Raw genomic sequence first — 23445 nt, 5'->3', positions numbered from 1 at the left:
TGGTATGCTGGGTGACCATGCCTCGAGTTCTGGTCGACCTTCTCTCGTACTCCGGAACCAAAGGCGGCATGGAGACCTACACGCGCGAGCTGTACCGCGCACTCGGCACCCTCGGCGGAGACTGGGAGTACGTCGGGTACCTGAGCAAGGAAGGTGCGCTGCTGGACCGCTCATGGTTTCCCGGACGCATCATCGAGTCGGGGATCAGCGGCGAGAACCGGTTCGCATGGGCCTGGGGCGAGCTCACGCAGGTCGCGCGCGCTGCACGCGCAGCCGGTGCCGATCTCGTGCACGCGCCGGCGACGCTGGGGCCGCGGAAGACGGCTATGCCCACCGTCGTCACCATGCACGACATGCTCTATTGGAGCCACCCCGAGTACATGTCCACACCGCTGTACACGGCGCCGGTGAAGCTGATGGAGAAGCTCGCCGCCCGCAACGCGGAGCGCATCGTCACGATCAGTCCGGAATCGGCCGACGAGATCGTGAAGTACCTCGGCGTGGATCGCCGCAAGCTCGATGTGATCCCGCTCGCCGGCTCGGCACCGGAAGGGGTCGACCGCTCCCTCGCCGGGTCCGAGGGTCCGATGGTCGTGGCGATGGGAAACCGCCGGCCGCACAAGAACTGGGACGCCTTGATCCGCGCCGCCGCGCTGCTGCCCCCGCAGGAGCGTCCCCGTGTCGTGATCACGGGAGGACGGGGCGAGGACCCACTTGCGCCACTCGTGCGCGAACTCGGCCTGCAGGACAGCGTGGACCTGCGCGGCTGGGTGGACGACGACGAAATGCGCCACCTGTATTCGACGGCCGATGCGCTCGTGATCCCCTCGTACGCGGAAGGTTTCTCGCTGCCCACGTTGGAAGCGATGGGTGCCGGCATCCCGGTGCTCCTCAGCGACATCCGCGTACACCGCTACGTGGCCGGCGAAGCAGCCCGTTTCTTCGCCCCGGACGACCACGCCATGCTCGCTGAGCTGCTCCGGCGGGTGACCTCCGACGCGCAGCTGCGCGAGTCGATGACCGCCGCAGGGCGGGCCCGCGCGGCCGGATTCACCTGGCACCGCACGGCCGAGGAGACACGCAGGAGCTTCGAGAAGGCGCTCGGGATGCCTGTCTCAGGACAGTCCGCAGCCGACCACGCGGTATAGCGCCGCCTCGCCGATCCTCTCGACGAGCTCGACGTTGTCGGACTCCTCGAGTTCGTCCAGGCCTTCGAAGACCTGATCGTGGTTGTTGATCTGCTGGTCGCCGAAGTCGAGGACCCACTTCACCTCGAGCCGTTCGGTGGCCTCGCACGCCGGATCGCCCGCGTCGGCCGAGTCGAATCCCTCGAGGAAGAGCCGCATGTCGGGGTCGATGTCCATCAGGAGGTGCGGCATGAGGACCGGGCGCCCCGCGAATGCGTACGCCAGCCCCGCACCGGTCCACGCGCTGCCGCCGACCAGCTCGTCCTCCGGTACCGTCTCGGCCACGAGACGGAACATCTCGAGCTCGTCAGGTGTCAGCATCCATGACTCGTCCGAGATGGCGTACACGCCCCTGGCCTGATCCACGGCGTCGCGGATCGCGGCGCCCTGCGTGCCGACGGCGAGCGCGGCACCCGCGACGAGCGCCACGCCGACGACGACGGGGCGCCGCAGCGGGGCGCGACGGCGTTCCCACGCTCTCTTCGCCGCATCCGCTGTGCTCTGCACGCCGAGGGCTGCCAGCGGCAGCGTGGCGAGCGGGTACAGGGCGGCGAGCCGGGGGATGTTGTTGTACCAGGGCCCCGTGATCAGCAGCCGCAGCGTCTCGCTCGTGCTGGCGGCGGCGACGACGTACAGCACGCCCGCCATCACCCAGAGGCCCAGCGCCGTCCAGGCCAGGGCGTCGCGACGCCGCACCGCTGCGACGATGCCGACCACGGAGAACACCGCCACGACCGTGGCTACCGGCATGAAGTAGACCGAGGCGGTGAGCACCTCGCCGACCGCCTGTCCGATGCTCTCGGCGATCGGCCAGTAGATCTGGTCGGCCGGCGGGCGCACGATACCCAGCGCCACGAAACCCAGAACGGCATAGGCGGCCAGCGCACCGATGAGCAGCCACCTGCGGGAGCGCTCGAGCCCGGAGCGGAAGGCCTGCACGGCTGCGACGACCACCATCGGCACGGAGAAGGCGAGGAGCGACACGAGGCCGCCGGGATGGGCCACCGCCATGCCCGGCACGACGCCCACCAGGACGAGGAGCGCGGGCCACCGGCCGAGGCCGTCCGGAGCGCGCACCACGCCGACCAGGCCCACGAGAGCGGCCACGGCCACCGGGAGCACGGCATAGGAGAGAAACATCGGGTACAGCACGCCGTAGTTGAGCAGCAGCAGAGGGAATGCGGGGAAGGCTGCCGCGAAGATGCCGGCCGCGACGGTGAGGACCGGGCGTCCGCCGAAGAGCGTGCGGGTCAGGAGCACCGCCCCCAGCGGCCAGACTGCGCAGGCCGCGACGAAGCTCACCGCGTTGATCGCCACCGGGATCGACACCCCGGTGAGCCCCACGGTCAGCGCCGTGAGCCCATGCCAGGCGCTCGGATAGAACCCGAGAGCACCCTCGGGTGAGGTCATGCGTCCCAGGGTGAAGGGCGATGCGCTCTGGGTGTCGATCACCCAGCGCACCGCGTTCAGGTGGAAGACGTTGTCATACGACTGCGAGAAGGCCTCCGGCGAACCTGCCACGCGCACGAGCTGGAACGCGATGAGCGATCCCGCCGCGATCACGGCGACGATGACCGGCCACCAGGCGCCACGTGCGCCCGTGCGCGTCTGCCGGGTCGCCGGCACGAGGGTGACGACGATCGCGATCAGCACGGCGGCCACGAGCGTGACCGCAACGACCGGCAAGGGCCCCCAGGGGATGCCGACCGCAGGCGCCGCGATCGCCGCCGTGGCCAGTGCGGTCAGCCCGAGCGGCGCCGCCGTAGCGGCGAGCCAGATGCCCCGCAGCCGCAGAGCGATCCCCAGCACGAGCCCGGGAACGACGAGCACGAGAGCGCACACCACCGCAGTGGGCACGAAGGCGACATAGGACAATTCGGGAACTCCTCAGCTCGTGGCCCGGAAAGACTTTACTGCACGGCGTCGCCGGATCCCTGAGCGCTCCCTCGCCGTCGCGCGGCTCGCCACAGCACGACCCCGTGCAGGGCGACTCCGGCGATGGGCGCGATGATCATGGCCATCACGAGGCGGACGTCATACGATCCCGGCGCGAGCAGGAAGACCACCGTCAGCACTGCGGACGCGATCCAGCCGGTCGAATAGGCCACGTGGCGGCCGGCGCTCAGCACCGCAGCCCCCGTCACGGTCAGCAGACCCACCAGCGCGGCGCCACCGACGATGGCGGCCACGAGGGCCGGAGTCACCATGAACCGGTCCGACGTGATGAACGCGATCACCGGCGGCCCGATGAGAGCACCTGCGAGGGCGAGCACCCCGGTGGCGGCCAGCGCCGCGGCCAGCAGCGCAGCGAGCCGGCGCGGCACGATTCCCCCTCCGTCCCTCAGTCGAGCCACCAGATAACTCTGCAGCGCCTGGAGCGGGACCACGATCGGAGCGCGTGTCACCGTGATGGTGAAGATGAGGGCGGCGGTCACCTCGGCGGGCTCCGCGGAGAACGCCACCCCCATCAGCAGCGGAAGCCCGGTGATCATGAGGCCCATCGCGGTGGCGGCGGCCACCGTGTGGGTGGTGTTGCGAAGCAGGCGACCGGTGTCGACGTCGATCCCCAGACGCCCTCTGACGCGGCCCCGGTATACGAGCCAGACCACGCCCGCTGCCAGCACGAACGGGACGGAGACGAGCACCTCGAGCACGGCGGCATCCGCTCCGAGCAGCAGCGCCGACACGACGAGCGCCGCCCGGACGACCGCATCCACGAGCGTCAGCAGCGCCGCCGCAGACCAGACCTGCAGCCCGTAAACCACACCGGAGAGGATGGCGACGACCAGATACCCGCACGCCCCGACGAGCAGCGCGGCGCCTGTGATCACTCCGCGGACGGCGCCCGCCGTAGCCATCTGTGCGATCGTGATCGCCACGACCACCACGACGACAGCGACGACCAGGGGCAGGGCGTAGCGCCGGAGCACTCTGCCCGCGGAGGCGGCGCCGGCGCGTCGTGGTGCAGCGGCCCGGGTCACCTCCTGCTGGACGCCCGACATCGCCGACACGAGCAGATAGAGCAGGGACCAGTAGGCGGCGAAGGCGACGTACTGGTCGGCGTCGACGAGCAGGATGCCGGCGGCGAGCTGTACGACGTACCCGAGCAGCCCAGCCACCGCGGTGGCCGCCAGGATGCCGACCAGGCCCCGCCCCGGGGCCGCCTGTGAGCTCATTCCGCCGGGTTCTGTGCGCCGGGGTCCGACTCACCGGGTGCTCCCGGAGAGGGGGTGGAACGGAGCTGTTCGACCTCGGCGCGCAGAATGGCGACGTCCTCGGCCACCCGCCGCACCTCATCCTCAGCGTGAGAGAGCTCCCACGACAGGTGCAGCGCCACGCCGATGAGGAGCACGATCGCGAGCGCGAACAGGAGGTTCGACGGCACCGCCACCCCGAGCGCTGCGGACAGACCGAGGAGAAGCTCCGGGAAGAGGGCGAGGACCAGGAAAGCGATGCCGATGAGCAGCCAGAGCGTCGCGTACTTCTCCCGCAGCTGACGGCGCAGCAGCAGCACGAGGATGAGACCGAGGACGGCGAGCCCGAAGACCAAGCCGGAGATGATGAGGATCACGCGGGCGCCTCCTCCGCGCTGCGTCGGCCGCGCATCAGCGCGAGGCTGAGTGCGAACACGGACCGGACGAGGTAGACGGCTGCGCCGAGCGGGCGCTGGCTCGGGGTCCCGTGTGCGCGCGGTCGCATAGCCACGGGGACCTGGGTCACCGTGAGGCCGGCATGCAGCGCGCTCACGAGGGAATCCACGGTGTCCCCCAGGTATTCGGCGGGGTAGTACCGCACGTACTGGTCGATCGCGCGGGGACCCGCGGCGCGGAAACCGCTCGTCACGTCGGTGAGGCGGGTGCGCGCCACACGCGACACCGTTCCGGCGAGGAACCTCATCGCCCAGCGGCGCGGACCTCGTGCTTCGTAATCGCCGACCTCGGCGAAGCGGGCCCCGATCGAGATGTCGGCATCCTGCAGTCCTGCCAGCACCTTCTCGATGTCGGCCGGATTGTGCTGGCCGTCGGCGTCGACCTGGATCGCTCGGCGATAGCCGTGCCGTTGGGCGTAGGTGAAACCGGTGCGCATCGCCCCACCCACCCCCATGTTGAACGGCAGCGGCAAGACGGTCGCACCCGCGGAACGGGCCTGGGCCGCGGTGTCGTCGGTGGACCCGTCGTCGATCACGACGACGTCGTACGGCCCCTCGGTGGCGAGGATCTCACGAACCGTGGCACCCACGATGCCCGCCTCGTTCCATGCGGGCACGATGACGAGGACGCGGTCGGTCGAAGAGCGGGACATCGGACAAAGCGTATCAATGCAGCCCGGCAACGCCGGTCAACGCACCTCGTAGGTGCCGTCCGCACGAAGGACGAGCGTGCCGTTCTGGAAGCGCTGCTGCCAGAAGCCGGGCCCGGAAGTCTCGTTCCCCATCGGCCACCCGAGCGGCCCCGTCTCGCCACCGCGGCGCAGGTACTCCGCACCGAGGGCGCCCCGCACGACGAACGCGCCCGTTCCCGAGACGAGGACTGACCCGCCTGCGAAGTTCTGACGGAAGCCGCCCGCCGTGGCGTACTCGTTGCCCGTGGGCACCCCCAGCACTCCCCCGGACGCGCCGAGCGAGTTGTAGAAGGTGCGGATGTAACCCATGGTGAAGAACGCACCCGACGGGGTGATGTACATCGTCGCCTGCGCGAACGGCTGGAAGGCGACTCCACCGCCGGTGCGGCTGACCGGGCCCAGGGCGAAGCCGAGCGTTCCGACACCCCCGGCCGATACGAAGGTGTCGTACGCCGCGCCGCTCACGGCCGACGCCGGGGCGCCGCGAGGGACGAATACCATGCTCTTCTGGAACGGCTGCGACCAACCGGCCGCGCTTTCGGCCTCAGGTCCCGTGGGGAACCCGAGGACGGCCGGGCCGCCGCCGTTGAGGTAGGTGCGCAGCGTGACGCCGAAGACAGCGGCCGCGGTTCTCCCGTCAGGCGCGACGAAGATGTCGCCCCCGACATAGGACTGCTTCCACCCTCCGGCCAGCGTTGCCGCAGCGGCGGTGGTCGGCCAGCCGAGGCGACCGGTCGGACCACCCGCGGCGTCGTGCGCTGCGGCCACCGCCGACGGCACGGCGACCGTCGCCCGCGTGCTGCACACGATGCGCCCACCCTCGAACTCCTGGACGAAGCCCCCGTTCACTGCCATCTCCGGGCCCTTCGCGGCACCGAGGTAGCTTGCCGCGCCGCCCATCGCCCGATAGGCGTTGCCGATGGCCCCGGCAACGGTGAACGCGCCTGCCGGTCCAGTGGTCAACGTGGTGCGTCCGAAGTCCTGCGAGTAGGACGGGCCGGCGCCGCGCTGCGGACCCGTGGGGTAGCCCAGCGCGGCGGTCCCGCCATTCGCCGCGAGTGCGGCTCCGAGACCGGTGACGGCGTAGGCGCCGGCGCTCGTGGAGTAGATCGTGCCGTTCTGGAAGGTCTGCACGCGGGCCGTGCCCTCGCTCTTCTCCGCGCCCGTCGGCGCGCCGAGCGCACCGGTGATTCCGCCGGCCGCGGCATACGCATCGAAAACCGCCCCACGCACCGTGACGGTGGTGCTGCCCGAGCGCAGCAGGAGGCCCTTCGTGAGCACGATGTGCTGACCGGCTGCGGTGGAGCCGACGCTGACCGGCCACCCTAGCGCTGAGGGACCGCCCGATGCGACGTACGCCGCTGTCAGCGTCGCGTCCAGTGCCACCGTCGCTGTCGGACCCTGGAAGATGCTGCCACCCGCGAAATCCTGCCGCGAGCCGTCCTGGTACCGGTACGCGCGGTTGGAGGGCCAGCCCAGCGTCCCGCCGATGTTGCCGGCCGCCTCGTACACCTCATTTATCGGAGAGGCGACGGCGAAGGCGCGACCGTCGCCGGGGCGCACATAGATGCGGCCGCCGCGGAAGTCCTGGTACCAGCCGCCGCCGGCCGCGTAGACCGCACCGTCGGGCCAGCCCAGTCCGCTGGCGGCTTCGCCCACGAGTCGATACTCGTCGCGGGTGCCGCCGATGGTCGGGTACACCTGAGTGCCGTCGATGGCGAAGTACAAGTCCGCTCCCGTGAACCGCTGCGACCACCCGCGCGAGGGCCACGAGCGCATCGCCGCCGTGGGCTCACCCACCCAGCCCGTTGCCCCGCCCTGGGCGCTCCAGTAGGTCGCGATCGCCCCCTCTACGCGGTAGACCGGGTTTCCGAACCAATCCGTGAAGAATCGATAGAAGTTGCGATTGCCGTAGCTGGAGCACGCGTCCCCTTCGCCGGACCCCGCGCGCAGCGATGCGGCGTTGGGCTGGTAGGGCGTGTAGTAGTACAGCGCAGCGGTCGCCTTGTTGGCGATGTAGACCGGCGACGACCCGCACGACACATTCGGGTGGTACCGCACGTTCCAGGTGTTGCCCGGTGCGTACCACGTGAAGTAGTTACTCGTCCCCGGGGGATTGGCATAGCGCTTGAGCTGCCAGGCGGCCCCGTGCACCTGGTTGAAGAAGCCGAAATACCGCGAGTCGCACCCTGCCGTGTCGGGACACCCCTGCCCCATCGCGATGCGGTACTGCGAATCATAGGGCCAGGTGTCGGTGACCAGACTCTGTTCCTTCTCCAGCATCACGAGCAGCACCTGGGGGTTGATCCCGCACGCCTGGGCGACCTTGAAGATGATGCGGGCGGACGATTCGACGCCCCCGCCCTGATACGCGTTGCACATGGCGTCGGCCGGAATGCTCCGCGTCGTATCTGTCTTGCTCTTGAGGCAGACGTGACCCGAGCGGCAGGTGGGGACCTTGCCATTGAGGAACGACTGGATCTGGGCCTCGGTCATCGTGTTCGGGTCGTAGAAGACGGCATCCGAGATGATGTTGCCGGGCTGAAACTGCGAAAGGTCGGCGGTCTTCACCACGGTGGGCGCCGTGACGGGAACCGCTGCGGCGACCGGCGTGGTGACGAGCCCACCCACGAGGACGAGGAGCGCCGCAAGGATGACCGACACCGCGCGCGAGCGCGTGGCACGGTCCTGTGCAGGGGGGCGCGTCATGAATCAAGTGTTGCGGAAGTTGCGGGATATCACCAACGGTGCGAAGAGTCTCACTCCGGCGCCCCGTCCGCACGGCATCCTTCTCACCATGGAAAGACCTTGCGACCGGCGCATCCGTCGCGCCGCGTGTGGAACGATGGAGCGGTGAAGGGCATAATCCTCGCCGGTGGTTCCGGCACGCGTCTGCATCCGATCACGCTCGGGGTCTCCAAGCAGCTGATCCCCGTGTACGACAAGCCGATGGTCTACTACCCGCTGTCGACCCTCATGCTGGCGGGCATCGACGAGATCCTCATCATCACCACTCCGCATGACGCACCGTTCTTCGAGCGACTCCTGGGCGACGGGTCGCAGTTCGGCATCTCCCTGACGTTCGCGCAGCAGCCGGCGCCGGACGGCCTGGCGCAGGCCTTCACCATCGGCGCCGACTTCATCGGCGACGACAAGGTTGCCCTCGTCCTCGGCGACAACCTCCTCTATGGACCCGGCCTCGGCTCGCAGCTGAAGCGCTACGCCGATGTCGAGGGTGGCGCCGTCTTCGCCTACTGGGTAGCCGAACCCTCCGCCTACGGCGTCGTGGAGTTCGACGACGCCGGGGTCGCGGTCTCGCTGGAGGAGAAGCCCGCCGTGCCCAAGAGCAACTACGCCGTCCCCGGCCTGTACTTCTACGACAACGACGTCGTCGACATCGCCCGCAACCTGTCGCCGTCTCCCCGCGGCGAGTACGAGATCACCGATGTCAACCGGGCGTACCTCGAGCAGGGCAGGCTGCAGGTGGAGGTCCTCCCCCGCGGCACCGCCTGGCTCGATACCGGAACGTTCGACCAGATGACGGATGCCGCGGAGTACGTCCGCACGATCCAGCGGCGCACCGGACTGTCGATCGGCGTGCCGGAGGAGGTCGCCTGGCGCCAGGGGTTCCTCTCCGACGCGCAGCTGCGCGAACGGGCGGAGAAGCTGGTGAAGTCCGGATACGGGACGTATCTGCTTGAGACCCTGGAGAGGGGACACTGATGCGCAGACTGCTCGTCACCGGCGGTGCCGGCTTCATCGGCTCGAATTTCGTGCACCACGTCGTGGAGCACACGGGCGACCACGTGACGGTCCTCGACAAGCTGACCTACGCGGGCAACCGCGCTTCGCTGCAGGACCTCCCCGAAGACCGCGTGCGCTTCGTGCAGGGCGACATCGCCGACGCCGCGCTCGTGGACGAGCTGTTCGGCGACACCGATGCCGTCGTGCACTTCGCAGCCGAGTCCCACAACGACAACAGCCTTCACGACCCCCGGCCGTTCCTGGACACGAACATCGTCGGCACGTACACCCTGCTCGAGGCGGCGCGAAAGCACGATGTGCGCTTCCACCACATCTCGACCGACGAGGTCTACGGCGACCTCGAGCTGGACGACCCGGCCCGGTTCACCGAGTCGACCCCCTACAACCCGTCGTCTCCCTACTCCTCCACGAAGGCCGGCAGCGACCTCCTTGTTCGCGCGTGGGTGCGTTCGTTCGGGGTGCGGGCGACCATCAGCAACTGCTCCAACAACTACGGGCCCTACCAGCACGTGGAGAAGTTCATCCCCCGCCAGATCACCAACGTGATCCGCGGCATCCGCCCCAAGCTCTACGGCAAGGGCGAGAACGTGCGCGACTGGATCCACGCGGACGACCACTCGTCGGCCGTGCTGACCATCCTCGACAAGGGCGAGATCGGTGAGACGTACCTCATCGGCGCCGACGGCGAGGAGGACAACAAGACCGTCGTCGAGCTGATCCTGCGGCTCATGGGCCAGCCCGCCGACGCGTACGACCACGTCACCGACCGCGCCGGGCACGACCTGCGCTACGCCATCGACTCCACGAAGCTGCGCACGGAGCTCGGCTGGGCGCCGCGCTACCGGGACTTCGAGGCGGGACTTGCCGCCACGATCGACTGGTACCGCGCCCACGAGGACTGGTGGGCGCCGGCCAAGGACGGCGTCGAGGCCTTCTACGCGGCGAAGGGCCAGTGATGACCGAATACGGCAAGCCCTTGCGACCGACCGAGACCGGCATCCCGGGCCTGGTCGTCTGGGACCTGCCCGTGCACGGCGACAGCCGCGGGTGGTTCAAGGAGAACTGGCAGCGCGAGAAGATGACCGCGGCGGGCCTGCCCGATTTCGGTCCCGTGCAGAACAACATCTCGTTCAACGACGCCGTCGGCACGACCCGCGGCATCCACGCCGAACCCTGGGACAAGTGGGTCTCGGTCGCGACCGGTCGCATCTTCGGCGCGTGGGTGGACCTCCGCGAAGGACCGACGTTCGGTGCGGTCTTCACCGCGGAGCTCGGCCCGTCGAAGGCCATCTTCGTGCCGCGCGGTGTGGGCAACTCGTACCAGACCCTCGAGCCGGACACCGCGTACACATACCTGGTCAACGACCACTGGTCCCCCGACGCGCAGTACACGTTCCTGAACCTGGCCGATGAGACCGCGGCGATCGCCTGGCCGATCCCGCTGGATCAAGCGGAGCTGTCGGCGAAGGATGCCGCGCACCCGCGCCTGGCCGATGTCACCCCCGTGCCCCCGAAGAAGATCCTGGTGCTCGGAGCCGGCGGGCAGCTCGGCCGGGCGCTGCGGGCCGAGTACGGCGATGCCGGCCACGTCGAATACGCCGACCGTTCGACCCTGGACATCACCGCGCCCGGCCTGGAGTCGGCGCGCCACTGGCGCGACTACGACGTGATCGTCAACGCCGCCGCGTACACCGCCGTCGACACGGCCGAGACCGCTGCCGGCCGCCGCGACGCATGGGCCGCGAACGTCACCGCCGTGGGCGGGCTCGCCCGGGTGGCCGCGGCCAACGGGATCACGCTCGTCCACATGTCCAGCGACTACGTCTTCGACGGGACCAAGCCCGGTCCCTACACCGAGGACGACCCGGTCGCACCGCTCGGGGTCTACGGACAGACCAAGGCCGCCGGTGACGCCCTCGTGGCGACCGTCCCGCGGCACTACATCGTGCGCACCAGCTGGGTCATCGGCGAAGGCGGCAACTTCGTGCGGACGATGGCCTCTCTCGCGGAGCGTGGCATCGACCCGAAGGTCGTGGACGACCAGGTGGGGCGGCTCACCTTCACGGACGACATCGCACGCGGCATCCGGCATCTCGTCTCCACCCACGCGCCCTACGGCCTGTACAACCTCACGGGGAGCGGCGAGCCGACCACGTGGGCGGACGTCGCACGCCGGGTCTTCGCGCTTACGGGCAACGACCCTGCGCGCGTCACCGGGGTGACCACCGAGGAGTACTTCAGCTCCGCCAGCGCGCCCGTAGCACCGCGCCCTCGCAACAGCGTCCTGGATGGGCGCAAGCTCGAGAGCACCGGCTTCACCACGGGTGAGACGAGCCGAATGCTGACTCAGTACCTCCGCGGCTGAGCCGGACGCTCCTGCGTCAGAGAGTCACGGTTCGACCTTCACACCGCTCGCCAGCGGAGCCTGCTGTCGTGCGGCGCAGTCGCACACTGCATCAGCACCCCCTGTGCGCTTCGCCCGTACCATCCGGCCAGCTCCTTGGCGCAGAATGCACCGGGAGTAACGGGGTCGGACACGACGGGCCCGGGCGGCGGGGGCGAGCACGTGCCGCCGACGACGGGCGACGTTCCGCCGTTCACCGACCGGTACATGAATGCGGCCATCGCATCGCGGGCGACGTTACCGAAGGGACGATAGTCACGGCATCCGTTTCCCACGTCCCAGCCGGTCGAGATCCCGCGAGAGGCCAGCCACAGGATCTCTCGATAGAACGAGCTCGTCGCCGAGACGTCACGGAATGGCGATGCCGCGCTGGGCTCGAACGAGGGGCTGCCGTCGTAGCGATAGAGGAACGCCGCCATCGCATCGCGTGTGATGAGGTTCCAGGGTCGGTACTCCCGGCCGGCAGCGGTATCCCATCCGGTCGTTATGCCCTGTTCCGCGAGCCACGAGATCTCTTTGTAGAACTGGTAAGAGGTGGGCACGTCGACGAAAGGCGAAACCGACGGCGGGGTATAGCTCGGCGAACCATCCAAGCGATAGAGGAACGCCGCCATCGCGTCGCGGGTCACCGGTTGATAGGGGCGGAACGTCCCGTCGGCCCAGCCGGATGTGACGCCGCTGTCAGCGAGCCACATGATCTCTGTGTAGAAAGCGGTGCCCTCTCCGACGTCGGTGAAATCGAGTCGCGTGTCCTCGGCGATCGCGGGCACCGCAGAGACGTGCGCGTTCCCGCCGACGGGATCTGCCGCCGCGGGAGCCGCGCTCAGCGGCCCGACGAGGGCAAGGGACAGCAGCGCGCCGACAGCGGCGCGCATGTGAAATCGCATCAGAATACTCCCCAGTAGTGCTCCCGCGAGCCTACCAGCGAGCGGGCCGCGGCTAAGCGCGTCGAGGTGACGGGTAGCGGATGCTCGGGTTGAAGGTGATTCCCGACAGCCACTTGCGTGCCAGTGTCAACCGCAGTCGCAGGGGCACGCGGCCACGGTGCAGGCTTACGAACAGGCGTGCGCCGAACTCCAGGAAATACAGCAAACTGCGGTGGTGCAGTTGATACGAGGCTTCGTTTCGCACCCCGTACGCGAACTTCCACAGCGATGCGGCCGTGACCATCGAGAAATTGACGCCCTTGTTGTCGCCCATGTCGTGCACCACGACGCTGTCGAGAACCTGCACGCCGGGGCAGCGCGCGCTCAATCTCAGCGTGTACTCCCGGTCGTCGAACCAGATGAAGTACTCGGCGTAGGGCAGCCCGTATTCGGCGATCGCCCAGCGCGGAATGAGCACGGACACGAACGAGCACGTCGTCACCATCACGTTGCGCTGCCCGCGCACCAGCAGCCGTCCCCAGTCCCACGTCGGCACGGGGTTGTTCATCTCGCAGATGGTGCCGTCTGTGAAGGTGACCACCGAGCATGCGAACGGAACGTCAGCGCCGAGCTCGGCCACCGCGTCGTCGAACCCCCCGACGAGCGCCGCCAGCGCGGTCGGCTCCGGGTAGCAGTCGTCGTCCATGATCCAGACGTGATCGGCCCCGGCCGCATACCCGCGCTCCATGCCGGCTGCGAATCCGCCCGCACCGCCCGCGTTGGTGGGCATCGACACCACGTCGACCGGGACGGGGAGCTGCAGCGAGGCGAGGTAGTCGCCCGTCCCATCAGTAGACGCGTTGTCCACCACGATCAGTCGCTCGACCGGGTGGGTCTGAGCGGCGATGGATGCCAGAACCCGCCTCAGTTTCTCCAGTCGGTTGAAGGTCACCACAACGGCGGCCACTGTCACCACGTACGTACCTCCTGTGCGAACCATTCGGTCGCTGACGTCGCCCGCAACAGGCGTATCTCTGCAGCGCGCTCTTCGCGCCACAATTCCTCGCGGGCGCGCTCATCGCGCTCCAGCCACGATATGACCTCCGCGAGCCCGCGCACTGCCAGATGCGCCTCCCGCGGCACGCGCGCCCGTGCCGGCACGATATCGCCCTGCGCCCCCACGTCGGTGGAGACGACCGCCGCCCCGTGTGTGAGAGCCTCGAGCGTGGTCAGCGTGAGGCCCTCGTTGTGCGACGAGACCGCGAGCACATGAGCATCGCGCAACGTGTCCTGCACCGGGGAGGCGGAGGTCCGTCGCTCGATGACATCGTCGAGTCCGCGTGCCGCGATCATCGCATCCACCCATGAGGCGAGGTCGCCATCGCCGTGCATGATGAACCGCATGCGGTCGCCGCCGCGCTTGCGCAGCCGCGCGACGGTCTCGACGAAGACCTCCGGACCCTTCTGGCGTGCCATGCGTCCGACGAACGCCACCGTGAGCGGCGCCCCCTGCTGCCGCGGCCGGAAGGTCACCTCGTCAGCACCGACGGTGTCGACCGTGAGGCCGCCGAGCGGCGCCATGACGACCTTCTCCGCAGGGACGCGCTGCACCTCGACCATGAAGCGCTGCAGCGACGGGGAGATGACATGGTGTGCGGTGAGCTGGTCGGCGACCACGGCACTGCTGACGGGGTACCCACCACCGCGGTACTCCACGATGTGCGTGGAGTCCACGATGGGGATCTGCGGTCGTGACGCACGCACCCACGCAAGCCGGTCGTAAAGCCACTGATTGTGATGCACGACGACACCGCGCACGTCGAAGGTGTGCAGGACCGCGCGCAGCGCCTCCTCCACGCCCGGGGTCTGCGAGACCACGGTCGGCTCCGAGAACGGCACCACCACCGCGCCGTCGAGTTCTGCCCGGGTGATCCACGGCTGGTGCGAATCCCGGTTCGTCATCACGACCGGGACGAAACCCGCCGCACGCGCGATCCGGATCGTCTCGATGGCCCACCGTTCGGCGCCGCCCAGCTCGAACCAGTGCAGACCGAACAGCACCGCCCGCGGCGCGTCCTGCGGAGCCGGGGGCGCCAGAAGGATCTGCGAATCGTGGTGGATGCCGCCGGGCTCGAACAATGCCGGGTAGTCCACCCGCGCCACCGCGTTGTGCAGCGGCCGTCGGTGTCGGGCGAGCTCGACATCACGCAGGTCGTCGTACAGAAGCGGCCATCGGGTCCGCACCGAGCGGGCGACACGCCGTAGGACGCCGCGGGGCGCGTAGCGCGGCGGATCAGCCTCCAGCGCGCTGTCGCGCGTGAGGAGGATGTGACGCGCCGGGCTGTCCGCCAGCGCGGCCGCCGGCGCCTCGGCGGCGATCCGTGCACGGTCTTCGGGGGCGACGAGACTCTGCATCCGGAGACTGAATCGTCGCGTGCGGAAGACGGGATCGAGGCCGTCGAACGTCCGATCATCCGTGGTGCGCGGTACCGCCGCGGGAGGGCCGTCGTAGACGTGGACATCGAGTTCTCGTCCGGGGGCGACCAGCGCGTGGAAGTTCATCGCTCCGACGAGGACGCGCGTCTCACGCGGCGACAACTCAGCGGTGCGGTCAGCGCCGTCGAGGATGCTGAACAGTGCGGGCTGGCCGAGAGCGTTGAAGAGAGTCACAGTGAGACACGCGAGAGGTCGGAGGTGGAGGACACCTCCCGGAGCCTACCAGCGCCGCCTCACACCGACCCGTGAGCTGCGCCGCATAGGATGTAAGCGCCTCCGGCACCTGTCAACCTCGAGAAGGAAACGATGTCCACGCTGTCTCCCGACTCCTCATCGTTGGAGGACCCCGGGCGCAGTCTCGGCATCGCGGACGTCTTCCGCCGGCGTTACCTCCTCTCGCTGATCGTGCGCAAGGACGTCCAGATCCGCTACCGCGGTTCCGTCCTCGGCTGGGTGTGGTCCTACGTCAAACCGCTCGTGCAGTTCGTCGTATTCTTCGTCGCGCTGGGCGTCTTCCTCGGGCTGAACAAGTCCATCGAGTTCTACCCGATCTATCTGCTCGCAGGCATCACGATCGTGACGTTCTTCAACGAGGCCTTCTCCAACGGCACCCGCTCGCTGGTCGACAACGCGGCGCTGATCAAGAAGATCTTCCTTCCGCGGGAGATGTTCCCGATCGCGAGCGTGCTGGTGGCTTCGGTCAATGTGATCCCCCAGATCATCGTCATCGTCGCGATCGCGCTGCTCTTCGGCTGGGCGCCCAGCCTTCTTCAGATCGTCGCCCTGCTCGTCGCGCTCGCCATCGTCGCCGTCCTCGCAACCGGGCTCGCAATGCTGTTCGGCTCGATCAACGTCACCTTCCGCGACGCGCAGAGTTTCGTCGAGATCATCGTGATGATGGCCATCTGGGCCTCTCCGGTGATGTATCAGTGGCGGATGGTGTCCGACCAGGTCCCCGACTGGGCGTTCGTGCTGTATCGGCTGAACCCTCTCACTCCTGCAGTCGAGCTGTTCCACTACGGCATCTGGTTCCCCCTCGGCCCGGGCGGAGCGCAGCCGCTGCCCGACATGTGGCTGTATGCGGGTTACGCGGCCGCACTGTCGGTTGCCGTCCTGCTTCTGGGGCAGTTCGTCTTCCGTCGTCTGGAGGGGCGCTTTGCGCAGGATCTCTGAGTCATCGCCGTCACGGGCTCGGATCGTCGTCGACGACGTCCGCAAGAAGTTCACACTGCGCCACACACACTCCTTCAAGGAGACCTTCGTCGCCGCCGTGCGCCGCAAACCGCTGTCCACCAGCTTCCACGCCCTCGACGGCGTGTCGTTCGAAATCGAAGAAGGCGAGGCGGTCGCACTTCTCGGCTTCAACGGTTCCGGAAAGTCGACACTCCTCAAGCTCATCTCGGGGGTGCTGAGGCCAGACTCGGGGAAAGTGCTCACCCGGGGCCGGGTGGCCGGGCTCATCGAGGTCGGAGCCGGCTTCCACCCCGACCTCTCCGGGCGCGAGAACATCTACCTGAACGCCGCGATCCTCGGCATGTCCCGCAAGGAGATCGACGAGCGCTTCGACGACATCGTCGCCTTCAGCGAGATCGAGAAGTTCATCGACACCGAGGTGAAGCACTACTCGTCGGGTATGTTCCTGCGCCTGGCCTTCTCTGTCGCCATCCACACGGAGCAGGACGTCCTCCTGATCGATGAGATCCTCTCCGTGGGCGACGAGCCGTTCCAGAAGAAGTGTCTGGCACGCATCCGAGAGCTGCACGCGCAGGGGAAGACGCTCGTCGTCGTGTCCCACGACCTCGATATGGTGTCGGCGCTGTGCAGCCGCGGCATCCTGCTGCGCGGCGGAAGGGTGCTGTTCGATGGCGACTCCGGCGCCGCGGTGGAGCGCCTGCGTCGCCTGGGAACCTCGCCGTTCGCCGACGTATCGCGCGATCACCTCTTCTTCGAGGAGATCCTCGGCCTGACCGAGCGCGGTGTCCTCCCGACCGTGACCGACGACTCCGGACGCGAGCTGTTCCGCCCGGCGGACACCGTCACCGAGGGCGAGCTGCGCGCGGCGCTGGCCGCTCTGGGCTCCCCCCCGGCGCGCGGTCGCTCGGAGACGGATGGCGAAGACCGCCCCCTCGAGCGTGCGTCCCTCGCCGCCCACCTCTACGACACGGCCGGTCGCCCACCCTTCACCGCGCCCCGGACATCGCCCTTCCGGGACGTGGACACCGCCCACCGCGACTTCCGCGCGATCGCCTGGCTACGGGATACCGGCATCTCCAAAGGGTGGGACGAGGATCGCGGGCTGCCGACTTTCCGTCCGGAAGCCGAGGTCACGCGCGAAGCCCTCGCTGCCTTCCTGAGTCGCTACGAGAACACCGCGGGGATCTCGCCGAGGTAGCGCGGCGCGCGCGGCGTCAGAGCTCCGCGTGCAGCTGCCATACCCGCTCCGCGGCTCCCTGCCACGAGAATGCACGTCCGCGGTCTGCGGAGAGCACCGACAGCCGCTCGCGCACGGAATCCGACTCGAGCACCTGCCGCAGCCCGTCGGCGAGTCCCTCGGCCGCGGCATGCACGAGCACGGCGCCATCCACGACGACCTCGCGATGCACCGCGCAGTCCGCGGCGATCACGGGCGTGCCGAGCGTCAGCGCGTCGACGACGAGCCAGGGGAAGGCGGTGACGGCCGCCGGGGCGAGCAGCACCGAGGCCCCGCTCAGCACGGCGGCACGGTCGGCGGCGTCGAGGCCGCTCGGCACATGCACCCGGTCTGCGGCGAGACCGGCCTCGACGGCGAGCCCCGCGACCTCGGCGCCACGGGAGCCCGCGACGCCGGTCACGACGATGGGCAGCCCCGCCCCGCCGCGGGCCACGGCGGCGAATGCGGCATCCAGCCCCGTACGCCAGGTACCGTCCACCAGCACGTACTCCCCCGGAAGCTCCAGCGCGCGCCGTCGCCCGACCTCGTCGGTCGGCACGCCGAACCCCTCGGGAGCCGCGCCGGCGATCACGCGGATGCGCTCACCGAGCTTCGCGATCTCGGCGAGACGCTCCGCGTGCGCGTGGGTGGGCACCACGACGGCATCGGCGTGCTTGCCGACCCGCTTGAGCATGGCCTTCTGCCACGACACGAACGGTCTCGCCAGTTCGTCGGGCGCCTCCCAGGCGGCGAGGTCCCACATCGTGACGACGGTCTGGTCGTGGTGGTAGACGCGGTCGTGTCGAACCAGGGGCGCAGCCAGGCCGGTGGCGTGGATCATCCCCCCGCCGACCCCGGCAGCGATGCCCAGCTGCCACGATGCCGCCAGCTCGCGGCGCGCGAGCGGTGCGGTGTCCACCCGCGCGAGACCGGGGACCTGCGCCTGCAGGTCTGCGAGCACGTCGTCGGGCACCGACGGAACGAGTGCGGCCACATCGCAGCCCGACGGCGCCGTGCGCACCATCGCCCCGGCCAGTTCGCGCCCTGCCTGGGCCTGCCTGTCGCCGATGGGCGCCGGCGCCTCCAGCACGACCCGCAGTGTCGTCGTCACCGCTCAGCCCTCCGAGGCGGGGGTCGGCGTCGGCGGATGCAGTGCCGCCTGCACCGCTTCGTGCACACGGTCGTAGTCCGGGTCGTCCGGGTCGATGCCGATTCCCTGCGGGGTCAGTTCGAGCGTCGTCAGAGGCTGTTCCTTGGCCTTCAGCGCCAGGTCGGCGAAGTACGCCAGCATCGACTGGGGCAGGTCGGTCTCGATCAGGTCCTGCCCGGCGGCGGCGATGTCGTTGAACCGCGTCAGCGCGTTGAACGGATCGAGCTGCTCGAGCATCGCCTGCTGCAGCTGCCGCTGTCGCTGCATGCGGTCCCAGTCGCTGGTGGTGTAGCGGGAGCGGGCGTACCACTGGGCGGTGTCGCCGTCCATGTGCTGATCGCCCGCTTCGATCCAGCCGATCGCCCACTCGTCAGCGGGCTGGCCGTCGTACGCCGGCCCCCCGCCCTTGGGCAGCCGCTCGGCGACCGTGATGTCGACCCCGCCCAGCGCGTCGATCATGGCGGCGAAGCCGTGCATGTCGATGAAGACGTAGTACGGGATCTCGATGCCGAGGATTCCCTCCGCGGCATCCTTCGTCGCCTCTACGGCGGGCGTGGAGCCCCGGTCCGCCGCGTCGGGGTACAGGCCCGAGCCGTCGCGGCACACCTGGACCGCGTTCATCAGCTGGTTGATTCCGGCCCCCCAGCCGCACGAGAGGTCGGCATGGCCCTCGAAGCCGTCAGGGTAGAGGTCCCGCATGGGACCCTCCGAGAACGGCGCGTTCTGGATGTCGCGCGGGATGCCGGTGATCGTCACGGCACCGGAGTCGGCGTTCACCGACACCACCGAGATGCTGTCGAAGCGCATCGAGTCGCGGCCGTCGCCGCTGTCGGCGCCCAGCAGCAGAATGTTGTAGTAGCCGTCGGACGGCGGCACGCTGGGGCCGCTCTGCCCGAAGATGCTGCCGAACGCACCGCGCAGGGTGCCCACCGAGTACGCCGCATACGCGGTGCCCCCACCGGCGATCACGAGCAGTGCCACCGCGAGCGCGGCGATGCCGGCGCGGGCGCGCTGCCGAACGCGAACCAGTCGCACGAGACGCAGCGTGTCGACCGTGAGCACGCACCACAGCACGACGTAGCCGATGAGCAGCACCTGTGCGGCGGTGAGCGCGAACCAGTTGCTGCCGAGCGTGAACAGCGCCGGGCGCCAGAGGAGCGCGAGGAGCCCGACGACGACGACCAGCACCCACATCGTCAGCGTCGCGGCGAGGCCGACGCGGCCGAGCCGGCGGCTGCCGGCGAGCACCTGCGCAGAGCCGGGCACCAAGAAGTTCAGGACGACGAGCCACCAGGCACGACGGGTCATGACCGCGGGCGACGTGGCATCCGGATGCCGCAGCGGGCGCTCCTGCAGCAGTCGCGTCCGCGCGCCGGTCGATCCCGCAGCGCTCACGCGCGGCGGCGTGGTCACGCTCACAGGGCGCCCTTCAGCCGGCGGTTCTTCTCCTCCACCTGGCCCTCGAGGTCGCGGGCGTAGCCGGCCACGCGCTCGGCGAGCCGATCGTCGGACATGCCCAGCATGCGCACCGCGAGGAGGCCGGCGTTCTTCGCGCCGTTGATCGAGACCGTCGCCACCGGAATGCCGGCGGGCATCTGAACGATGCTCAGCAGCGAGTCGAGACCGTCGAGGGTGGCCAGCTGCACCGGAACCCCGATCACCGGCAGCTCCGTCACCGAAGCCAGCATGCCGGGAAGGTGCGCCGCTCCCCCGGCGCCGGCGATGATGACCTTCAGGCCCCGCGCCCGCGCCTCGCGGCCGTAGCGCAGCAGCTTGTCGGGCGTGCGGTGGGCCGAGACGACCTCGACCTCGTGCGGCACCGCGAAGTCCGAAAGCGCCTGCGACGCGTCGCTCATGACCCGCCAGTCGGAGTCCGAGCCCATCACGACGCCGACGAGGGGTTCTTCAGAGGAATGCAGCGGCCGGGTCACCTGTCAAGGCTAGGCCGCGCTCCTGCAAGTTCCCCGCAACGGCGCGCGCCCGGCGTCGCCCCGACAGCCTCGGGCACCCTCTCGCAGCCTCGATCAGCCGTCGAAGTGGGCAGCGGCGGCACGCGCCTCGTACACGGCGTCGTCGAGATCGGGGCCGGCGACGGTGACGTGCCCGACCTTGCGGCCGGGCCGCGGCGCCTTGCCGTAGGTGTGGATCTTGGCACCGGGGTGCTCGGCCATCGCCCGGTCGAAGCGGTCGTCGAGCCCGCCCGAGGCGGGGCCCCCGAGGATGTTGACCATCACCGACCACGCCGCGCGCGGCGACGGGTCCCCCAGCGGAAGGTCGAGCACCGCACGCAGGTGCTGCTCGAACTGACCCGTGACCGCGCCGTCCTGGCTCCAGTGGCCGCTGTTGTGCGGGCGCATGGCCAGCTCGTTGACGAGCACCCGCCCATCGACGGTCTCGAAGAGCTCGACGGCCAGCATGCCGGTGGCCCCGAGCCCGGTGGCGATGGATTCGCCGATGCCGCGGGCCACGTCGATGAGCCGTGCGGAGGCATGCGGGGCGGGAGCGATGACCTCGGCGCACACCCCGTCGCGCTGCACGGTCTCGACCACGGGATACGAGCGCAGGTCGCCGGAGGGCCGGCGCGCCACCTGCTGGGCGAGTTCGCGGGTGAAATCGACGAGCTCCTCCACCAGCAGCTCGCCGCCTCGGGCGTCTTCGGCGAGAGCGGTGAACCAGTCCTCGACCTCGGCCGCCGCAGCGACGACCCGCACTCCCTTGCCGTCGTAGCCGCCGCGCGGGGTCTTCACGACCGCGCGTCCGCCGTGCGCGTCGAGGAAGTCCTGAAGCTGGGATGCCTCGGCGACGGCGGCCCACTCGGGCTGCGGCATGCCGAGTTCGTCCAGGCGGGCGCGCATGAGCAGCTTGTCCTGCGCGAATCTCAGCGCGTCGGGCCCGGGGTGCACCGGCACTCCTGCATCGACGAGGGCGCGCAGCACGTCCTGCGGCACGTGCTCGTGGTCGAAGGTGACGACGTCCACCTCCCGCGCGAAGGCGAGCACCGTGTCGGCGTCGCGGTAATCGCCGACCGCCGACGCTGCGAGCGAGGCCGACATGCCCGGCTCCTCCGCCAGAACCCGCAGCTCGACCCCCAGTTCCACCGCCGGTGCGATCATCATGCGGGCCAGCTGCCCCCCACCCACGACTCCGACTCGCAGCGCCATGCCGTTCCTTTCGTCCCCTTCATCCTCCCGCATGCGCGGGGCAGCACGCGCTCAGCGACCGGGAAGGGGCGGCGGCGGTCCGGCGGCGTCGGCGATCGTCTGAATGGCGTGGGAATCGCGGTGCGCCAGGATCTGGCTCACCTCGACCTGGTCGGCGAGCACCTCATGCACGAGTGACACCGCGGGGATGTTCTTGAGCACCACCGGCGCGTCCACCCCGTTGGAGAGGATCAGCGTGCCCGCCCCCCACAGTCGCTGCAGCGGTCCCCGTCGCTCGCGGATGGTGTACCCGCGGGCGTGGGCGACTTCGGTGCGGTGGGTGGTGAACAGCCCCGAACGCGCGATCACCCGTCGGGTCGTGATCGTGTAGGTGCGCGAGAGCCAGGACAGGTACGGCAGCACGACGACGATCAGCACGATCGCGGCCGCCGCGGTCGGCAGCATCCAGTCCTCGAACGGCGCCGGCACGTGCCCGTAGAAGTAGCCGACGGCCCCGGCCACCGCGATGAGCACCAGCGCCGGCCAGAACATGCGCCGCGCATGGCCGCGCAGGCGCGCCACCCTCAGTTCGGGCGTCGGCGCGCCGGGCGCCGGCGTCAGCGGACGCCCCGCGAAGCTCATGGGCTGGGTCACCCCACCATTGTGACGGGCGGGGACGACAGCAGACGTCCGGCACGCGGAACGCCGCTCAGCGCACGTGCACGACGTCCCCGGCCGAGACCATCGTCTCGACGCCCGAGACCTCGACGACCAGGCGCCCGTCGGCATCCAGCCGCACGGCCCGGCCGAGGAGCACGCCGCCGTCGGGCATGCTCACCGACACGTCGCGGCCGATCGTGTCGCAGACCGCCTCGACCTCGGCGCGCACTCCGGATGCCGCGGCGTCGCCGCCCGCGGCTGTCAGGGCGGCCAGCTGCTCCTCGATGAAACGCAGATAGCGGGCGAGCAGTGCGTCGAGGTCGATGTCCACGCCCACGGCGGCGAACGACGTCGCGGTGGGCACCGGCAGGTCGACCCGGCGCATGCTGGTGTTCACCCCTGCCCCCACGACGACCGCCGAAGGATCGCCGGGAACCACCTCGGCGAGGATGCCGCACACCTTGCCGCCGTCCAGCAGCACGTCGTTCGGCCACTTCAGCGCCACTTCGTGGGCGTGCCCGCGCAGCTGATCGGTGAGCGCGCGCGTCATCGCGGCGCCGGCGACCAGGGGGATCCAGCCGCGCGCGTGCGGCGGAAGATCGGGGACGCGCACGAGCACCGACACCGCCAGCGCGGTGCCGGCCGGCGTCGTCCAGGAGCGGTCCAGGCGACCGCGACCGGCCCGCTGGTCGTCGGTGAGCAGCACCGACAGATGCGGGTGACCGGCGGGATCGTGCTCGACGTCGCGGATGAGGTGGGCATTGGTGGAGTCGGTCGATTCGACGACCTGCAGCCGGGGCGAGACGGCCGCTGCGAGCGGGAAGCCTGCGGTGGGGAGCGTCATGGCGACACCCTACGCCTCGACGGATTCCCACAGCGGATGCCGCGACCCCTTGTCTCCACCCTCCAACGTCCGGGAGGGCGCTGTCGCTAGGGTGGAACGGTGACGGACCAGCCCGACCTCTCCACGACCGCCGGCAAGATCGCCGACCTGCGCGACCGATACCAGGAAGCGGTCCTCGATGC

The 23445-nt window shown here is 69.7% G+C and carries 20 protein-coding genes and 1 pseudogene; 7 read left to right on the top strand and 14 right to left on the bottom strand.

The window, feature by feature from the left end:
* The first annotated feature begins 17 nt into the window (after positions 1-17).
* Positions 18-1148, top strand: a complete 1131-nt coding sequence (locus tag NQ160_RS00510) for a glycosyltransferase family 4 protein (protein WP_257513265.1) — start codon at positions 18-20, stop codon at positions 1146-1148.
* On the opposite strand, the gene NQ160_RS00505 is transcribed toward NQ160_RS00510, so the two are convergent.
* The 5 genes from NQ160_RS00505 to NQ160_RS00485 are packed head-to-tail and all read right to left on the bottom strand — an operon-like array spanning position 1116 to position 8237.
* Positions 1116-3062, bottom strand: a complete 1947-nt coding sequence (locus NQ160_RS00505; protein WP_257513264.1) for a DUF6541 family protein — start codon at positions 3060-3062, stop codon at positions 1116-1118. The genes NQ160_RS00510 and NQ160_RS00505 overlap by 33 nt on opposite strands.
* A gap of 35 nt (positions 3063-3097) precedes the next feature.
* A complete protein-coding gene (locus NQ160_RS00500) occupies positions 3098-4363 on the bottom strand; it encodes a hypothetical protein (RefSeq protein WP_257513263.1) in 1266 nt (421 codons plus the stop codon).
* Positions 4360-4758 (bottom strand): DUF2304 domain-containing protein, encoded by a 399-nt coding sequence (locus NQ160_RS00495; RefSeq protein ID WP_257513262.1) that lies wholly within the window; start codon positions 4756-4758, stop codon positions 4360-4362. The genes NQ160_RS00500 and NQ160_RS00495 overlap by 4 nt, the downstream gene beginning before the upstream one ends.
* Positions 4755-5489: a glycosyltransferase family 2 protein gene (locus tag NQ160_RS00490; protein ID WP_257513261.1), complete on the bottom strand. Its 735-nt coding sequence runs from the start codon at positions 5487-5489 to the stop codon at positions 4755-4757. Before NQ160_RS00490 ends, NQ160_RS00495 begins: the two co-directional genes overlap by 4 nt.
* A 36-nt stretch (positions 5490-5525) precedes the next feature.
* On the bottom strand, positions 5526-8237 hold the full coding sequence (locus NQ160_RS00485; RefSeq protein WP_257513260.1) for an LGFP repeat-containing protein: 2712 nt from the start codon (positions 8235-8237) through the stop codon (positions 5526-5528).
* Between the two features lie 144 nt (positions 8238-8381).
* On the opposite strand from NQ160_RS00485, the gene rfbA reads away from it, so the two are divergent.
* The 3 genes from rfbA to NQ160_RS00470 are packed head-to-tail and all read left to right on the top strand — an operon-like array spanning position 8382 to position 11658.
* Positions 8382-9251 (top strand): glucose-1-phosphate thymidylyltransferase RfbA, encoded by an 870-nt coding sequence (gene rfbA, locus NQ160_RS00480; RefSeq protein WP_257513259.1) that lies wholly within the window; start codon positions 8382-8384, stop codon positions 9249-9251.
* A complete protein-coding gene (rfbB, locus tag NQ160_RS00475; RefSeq protein WP_257513258.1) occupies positions 9251-10249 on the top strand; it encodes a dTDP-glucose 4,6-dehydratase in 999 nt (332 codons plus the stop codon). Before rfbA ends, rfbB begins: the two co-directional genes overlap by 1 nt.
* Positions 10249-11658, top strand: a complete 1410-nt coding sequence (locus NQ160_RS00470; protein ID WP_257513257.1) for a bifunctional dTDP-4-dehydrorhamnose 3,5-epimerase family protein/NAD(P)-dependent oxidoreductase — start codon at positions 10249-10251, stop codon at positions 11656-11658. Before rfbB ends, NQ160_RS00470 begins: the two co-directional genes overlap by 1 nt.
* A gap of 38 nt (positions 11659-11696) precedes the next feature.
* On the opposite strand, the gene NQ160_RS00465 is transcribed toward NQ160_RS00470, so the two are convergent.
* From NQ160_RS00465 to NQ160_RS24805, 3 genes are all read right to left on the bottom strand, one after another.
* Positions 11697-12572 (bottom strand): S-layer homology domain-containing protein, encoded by an 876-nt coding sequence (locus tag NQ160_RS00465; protein WP_257513256.1) that lies wholly within the window; start codon positions 12570-12572, stop codon positions 11697-11699.
* Positions 12573-12636: 64 nt separating this feature from the next.
* A complete protein-coding gene (locus NQ160_RS00460; RefSeq protein WP_257513255.1) occupies positions 12637-13539 on the bottom strand; it encodes a glycosyltransferase in 903 nt (300 codons plus the stop codon).
* The gene (locus tag NQ160_RS24805) at positions 13533-15233 is read right to left on the bottom strand and encodes a glycosyltransferase (protein WP_257513254.1); all 1701 of its coding nucleotides are present in this window, start codon (positions 15231-15233) and stop codon (positions 13533-13535) included. The genes NQ160_RS00460 and NQ160_RS24805 overlap by 7 nt, the downstream gene beginning before the upstream one ends.
* A 132-nt stretch (positions 15234-15365) precedes the next feature.
* On the opposite strand from NQ160_RS24805, the gene NQ160_RS00450 reads away from it, so the two are divergent.
* From NQ160_RS00450 to NQ160_RS00440, 3 genes and pseudogenes are all read left to right on the top strand, one after another.
* Positions 15366-16232, top strand: coding sequence for an ABC transporter permease (locus NQ160_RS00450; protein WP_257513253.1), 867 nt, complete (start codon positions 15366-15368; stop codon positions 16230-16232).
* Positions 16216-16956: pseudogene (locus NQ160_RS00445) on the top strand (ABC transporter ATP-binding protein); the annotation flags it as partial. The gene NQ160_RS00450 and the pseudogene NQ160_RS00445, both read left to right, overlap by 17 nt.
* Positions 16942-17451 (top strand): S-layer homology domain-containing protein, encoded by a 510-nt coding sequence (locus NQ160_RS00440; protein ID WP_257513283.1) that lies wholly within the window; start codon positions 16942-16944, stop codon positions 17449-17451. The pseudogene NQ160_RS00445 and the gene NQ160_RS00440, both read left to right, overlap by 15 nt.
* A gap of 16 nt (positions 17452-17467) precedes the next feature.
* On the opposite strand, the gene NQ160_RS00435 is transcribed toward NQ160_RS00440, so the two are convergent.
* The 6 genes from NQ160_RS00435 to NQ160_RS00410 form a co-directional block, all read right to left on the bottom strand.
* A complete protein-coding gene (locus tag NQ160_RS00435) occupies positions 17468-18580 on the bottom strand; it encodes a glycosyltransferase (protein WP_257513252.1) in 1113 nt (370 codons plus the stop codon).
* Positions 18581-18583: 3 nt separating this feature from the next.
* Entirely contained in the window at positions 18584-20038 is a 1455-nt protein-coding gene (locus tag NQ160_RS00430; protein ID WP_257513251.1) for an LCP family protein, read from the bottom strand.
* Positions 20035-20502, bottom strand: a complete 468-nt coding sequence (gene purE, locus NQ160_RS00425; RefSeq protein ID WP_257513282.1) for a 5-(carboxyamino)imidazole ribonucleotide mutase — start codon at positions 20500-20502, stop codon at positions 20035-20037. The genes NQ160_RS00430 and purE overlap by 4 nt, the downstream gene beginning before the upstream one ends.
* 141 nt (positions 20503-20643) lie before the next feature.
* Positions 20644-21780 carry a 5-(carboxyamino)imidazole ribonucleotide synthase gene (locus NQ160_RS00420; protein ID WP_257513250.1) on the bottom strand — a complete coding sequence of 379 codons (1137 nt, stop codon included), beginning with the start codon at positions 21778-21780 and terminating at the stop codon, positions 20644-20646.
* A 51-nt stretch (positions 21781-21831) separates the two neighbouring features.
* The gene (locus NQ160_RS00415) at positions 21832-22413 is read right to left on the bottom strand and encodes a PH domain-containing protein (RefSeq protein ID WP_257513249.1); all 582 of its coding nucleotides are present in this window, start codon (positions 22411-22413) and stop codon (positions 21832-21834) included.
* Between the two features lie 55 nt (positions 22414-22468).
* Entirely contained in the window at positions 22469-23263 is a 795-nt protein-coding gene (locus NQ160_RS00410; protein WP_257513248.1) for a biotin--[acetyl-CoA-carboxylase] ligase, read from the bottom strand.
* Positions 23264-23445: the final 182 nt, after the last annotated feature.

This window comes from Microbacterium sp. zg.Y909 (genome assembly GCF_024626565.1).
Note: the sequence above shows the minus strand (reverse complement) of the source record. Positions and strands in the feature narration are given on the sequence as shown.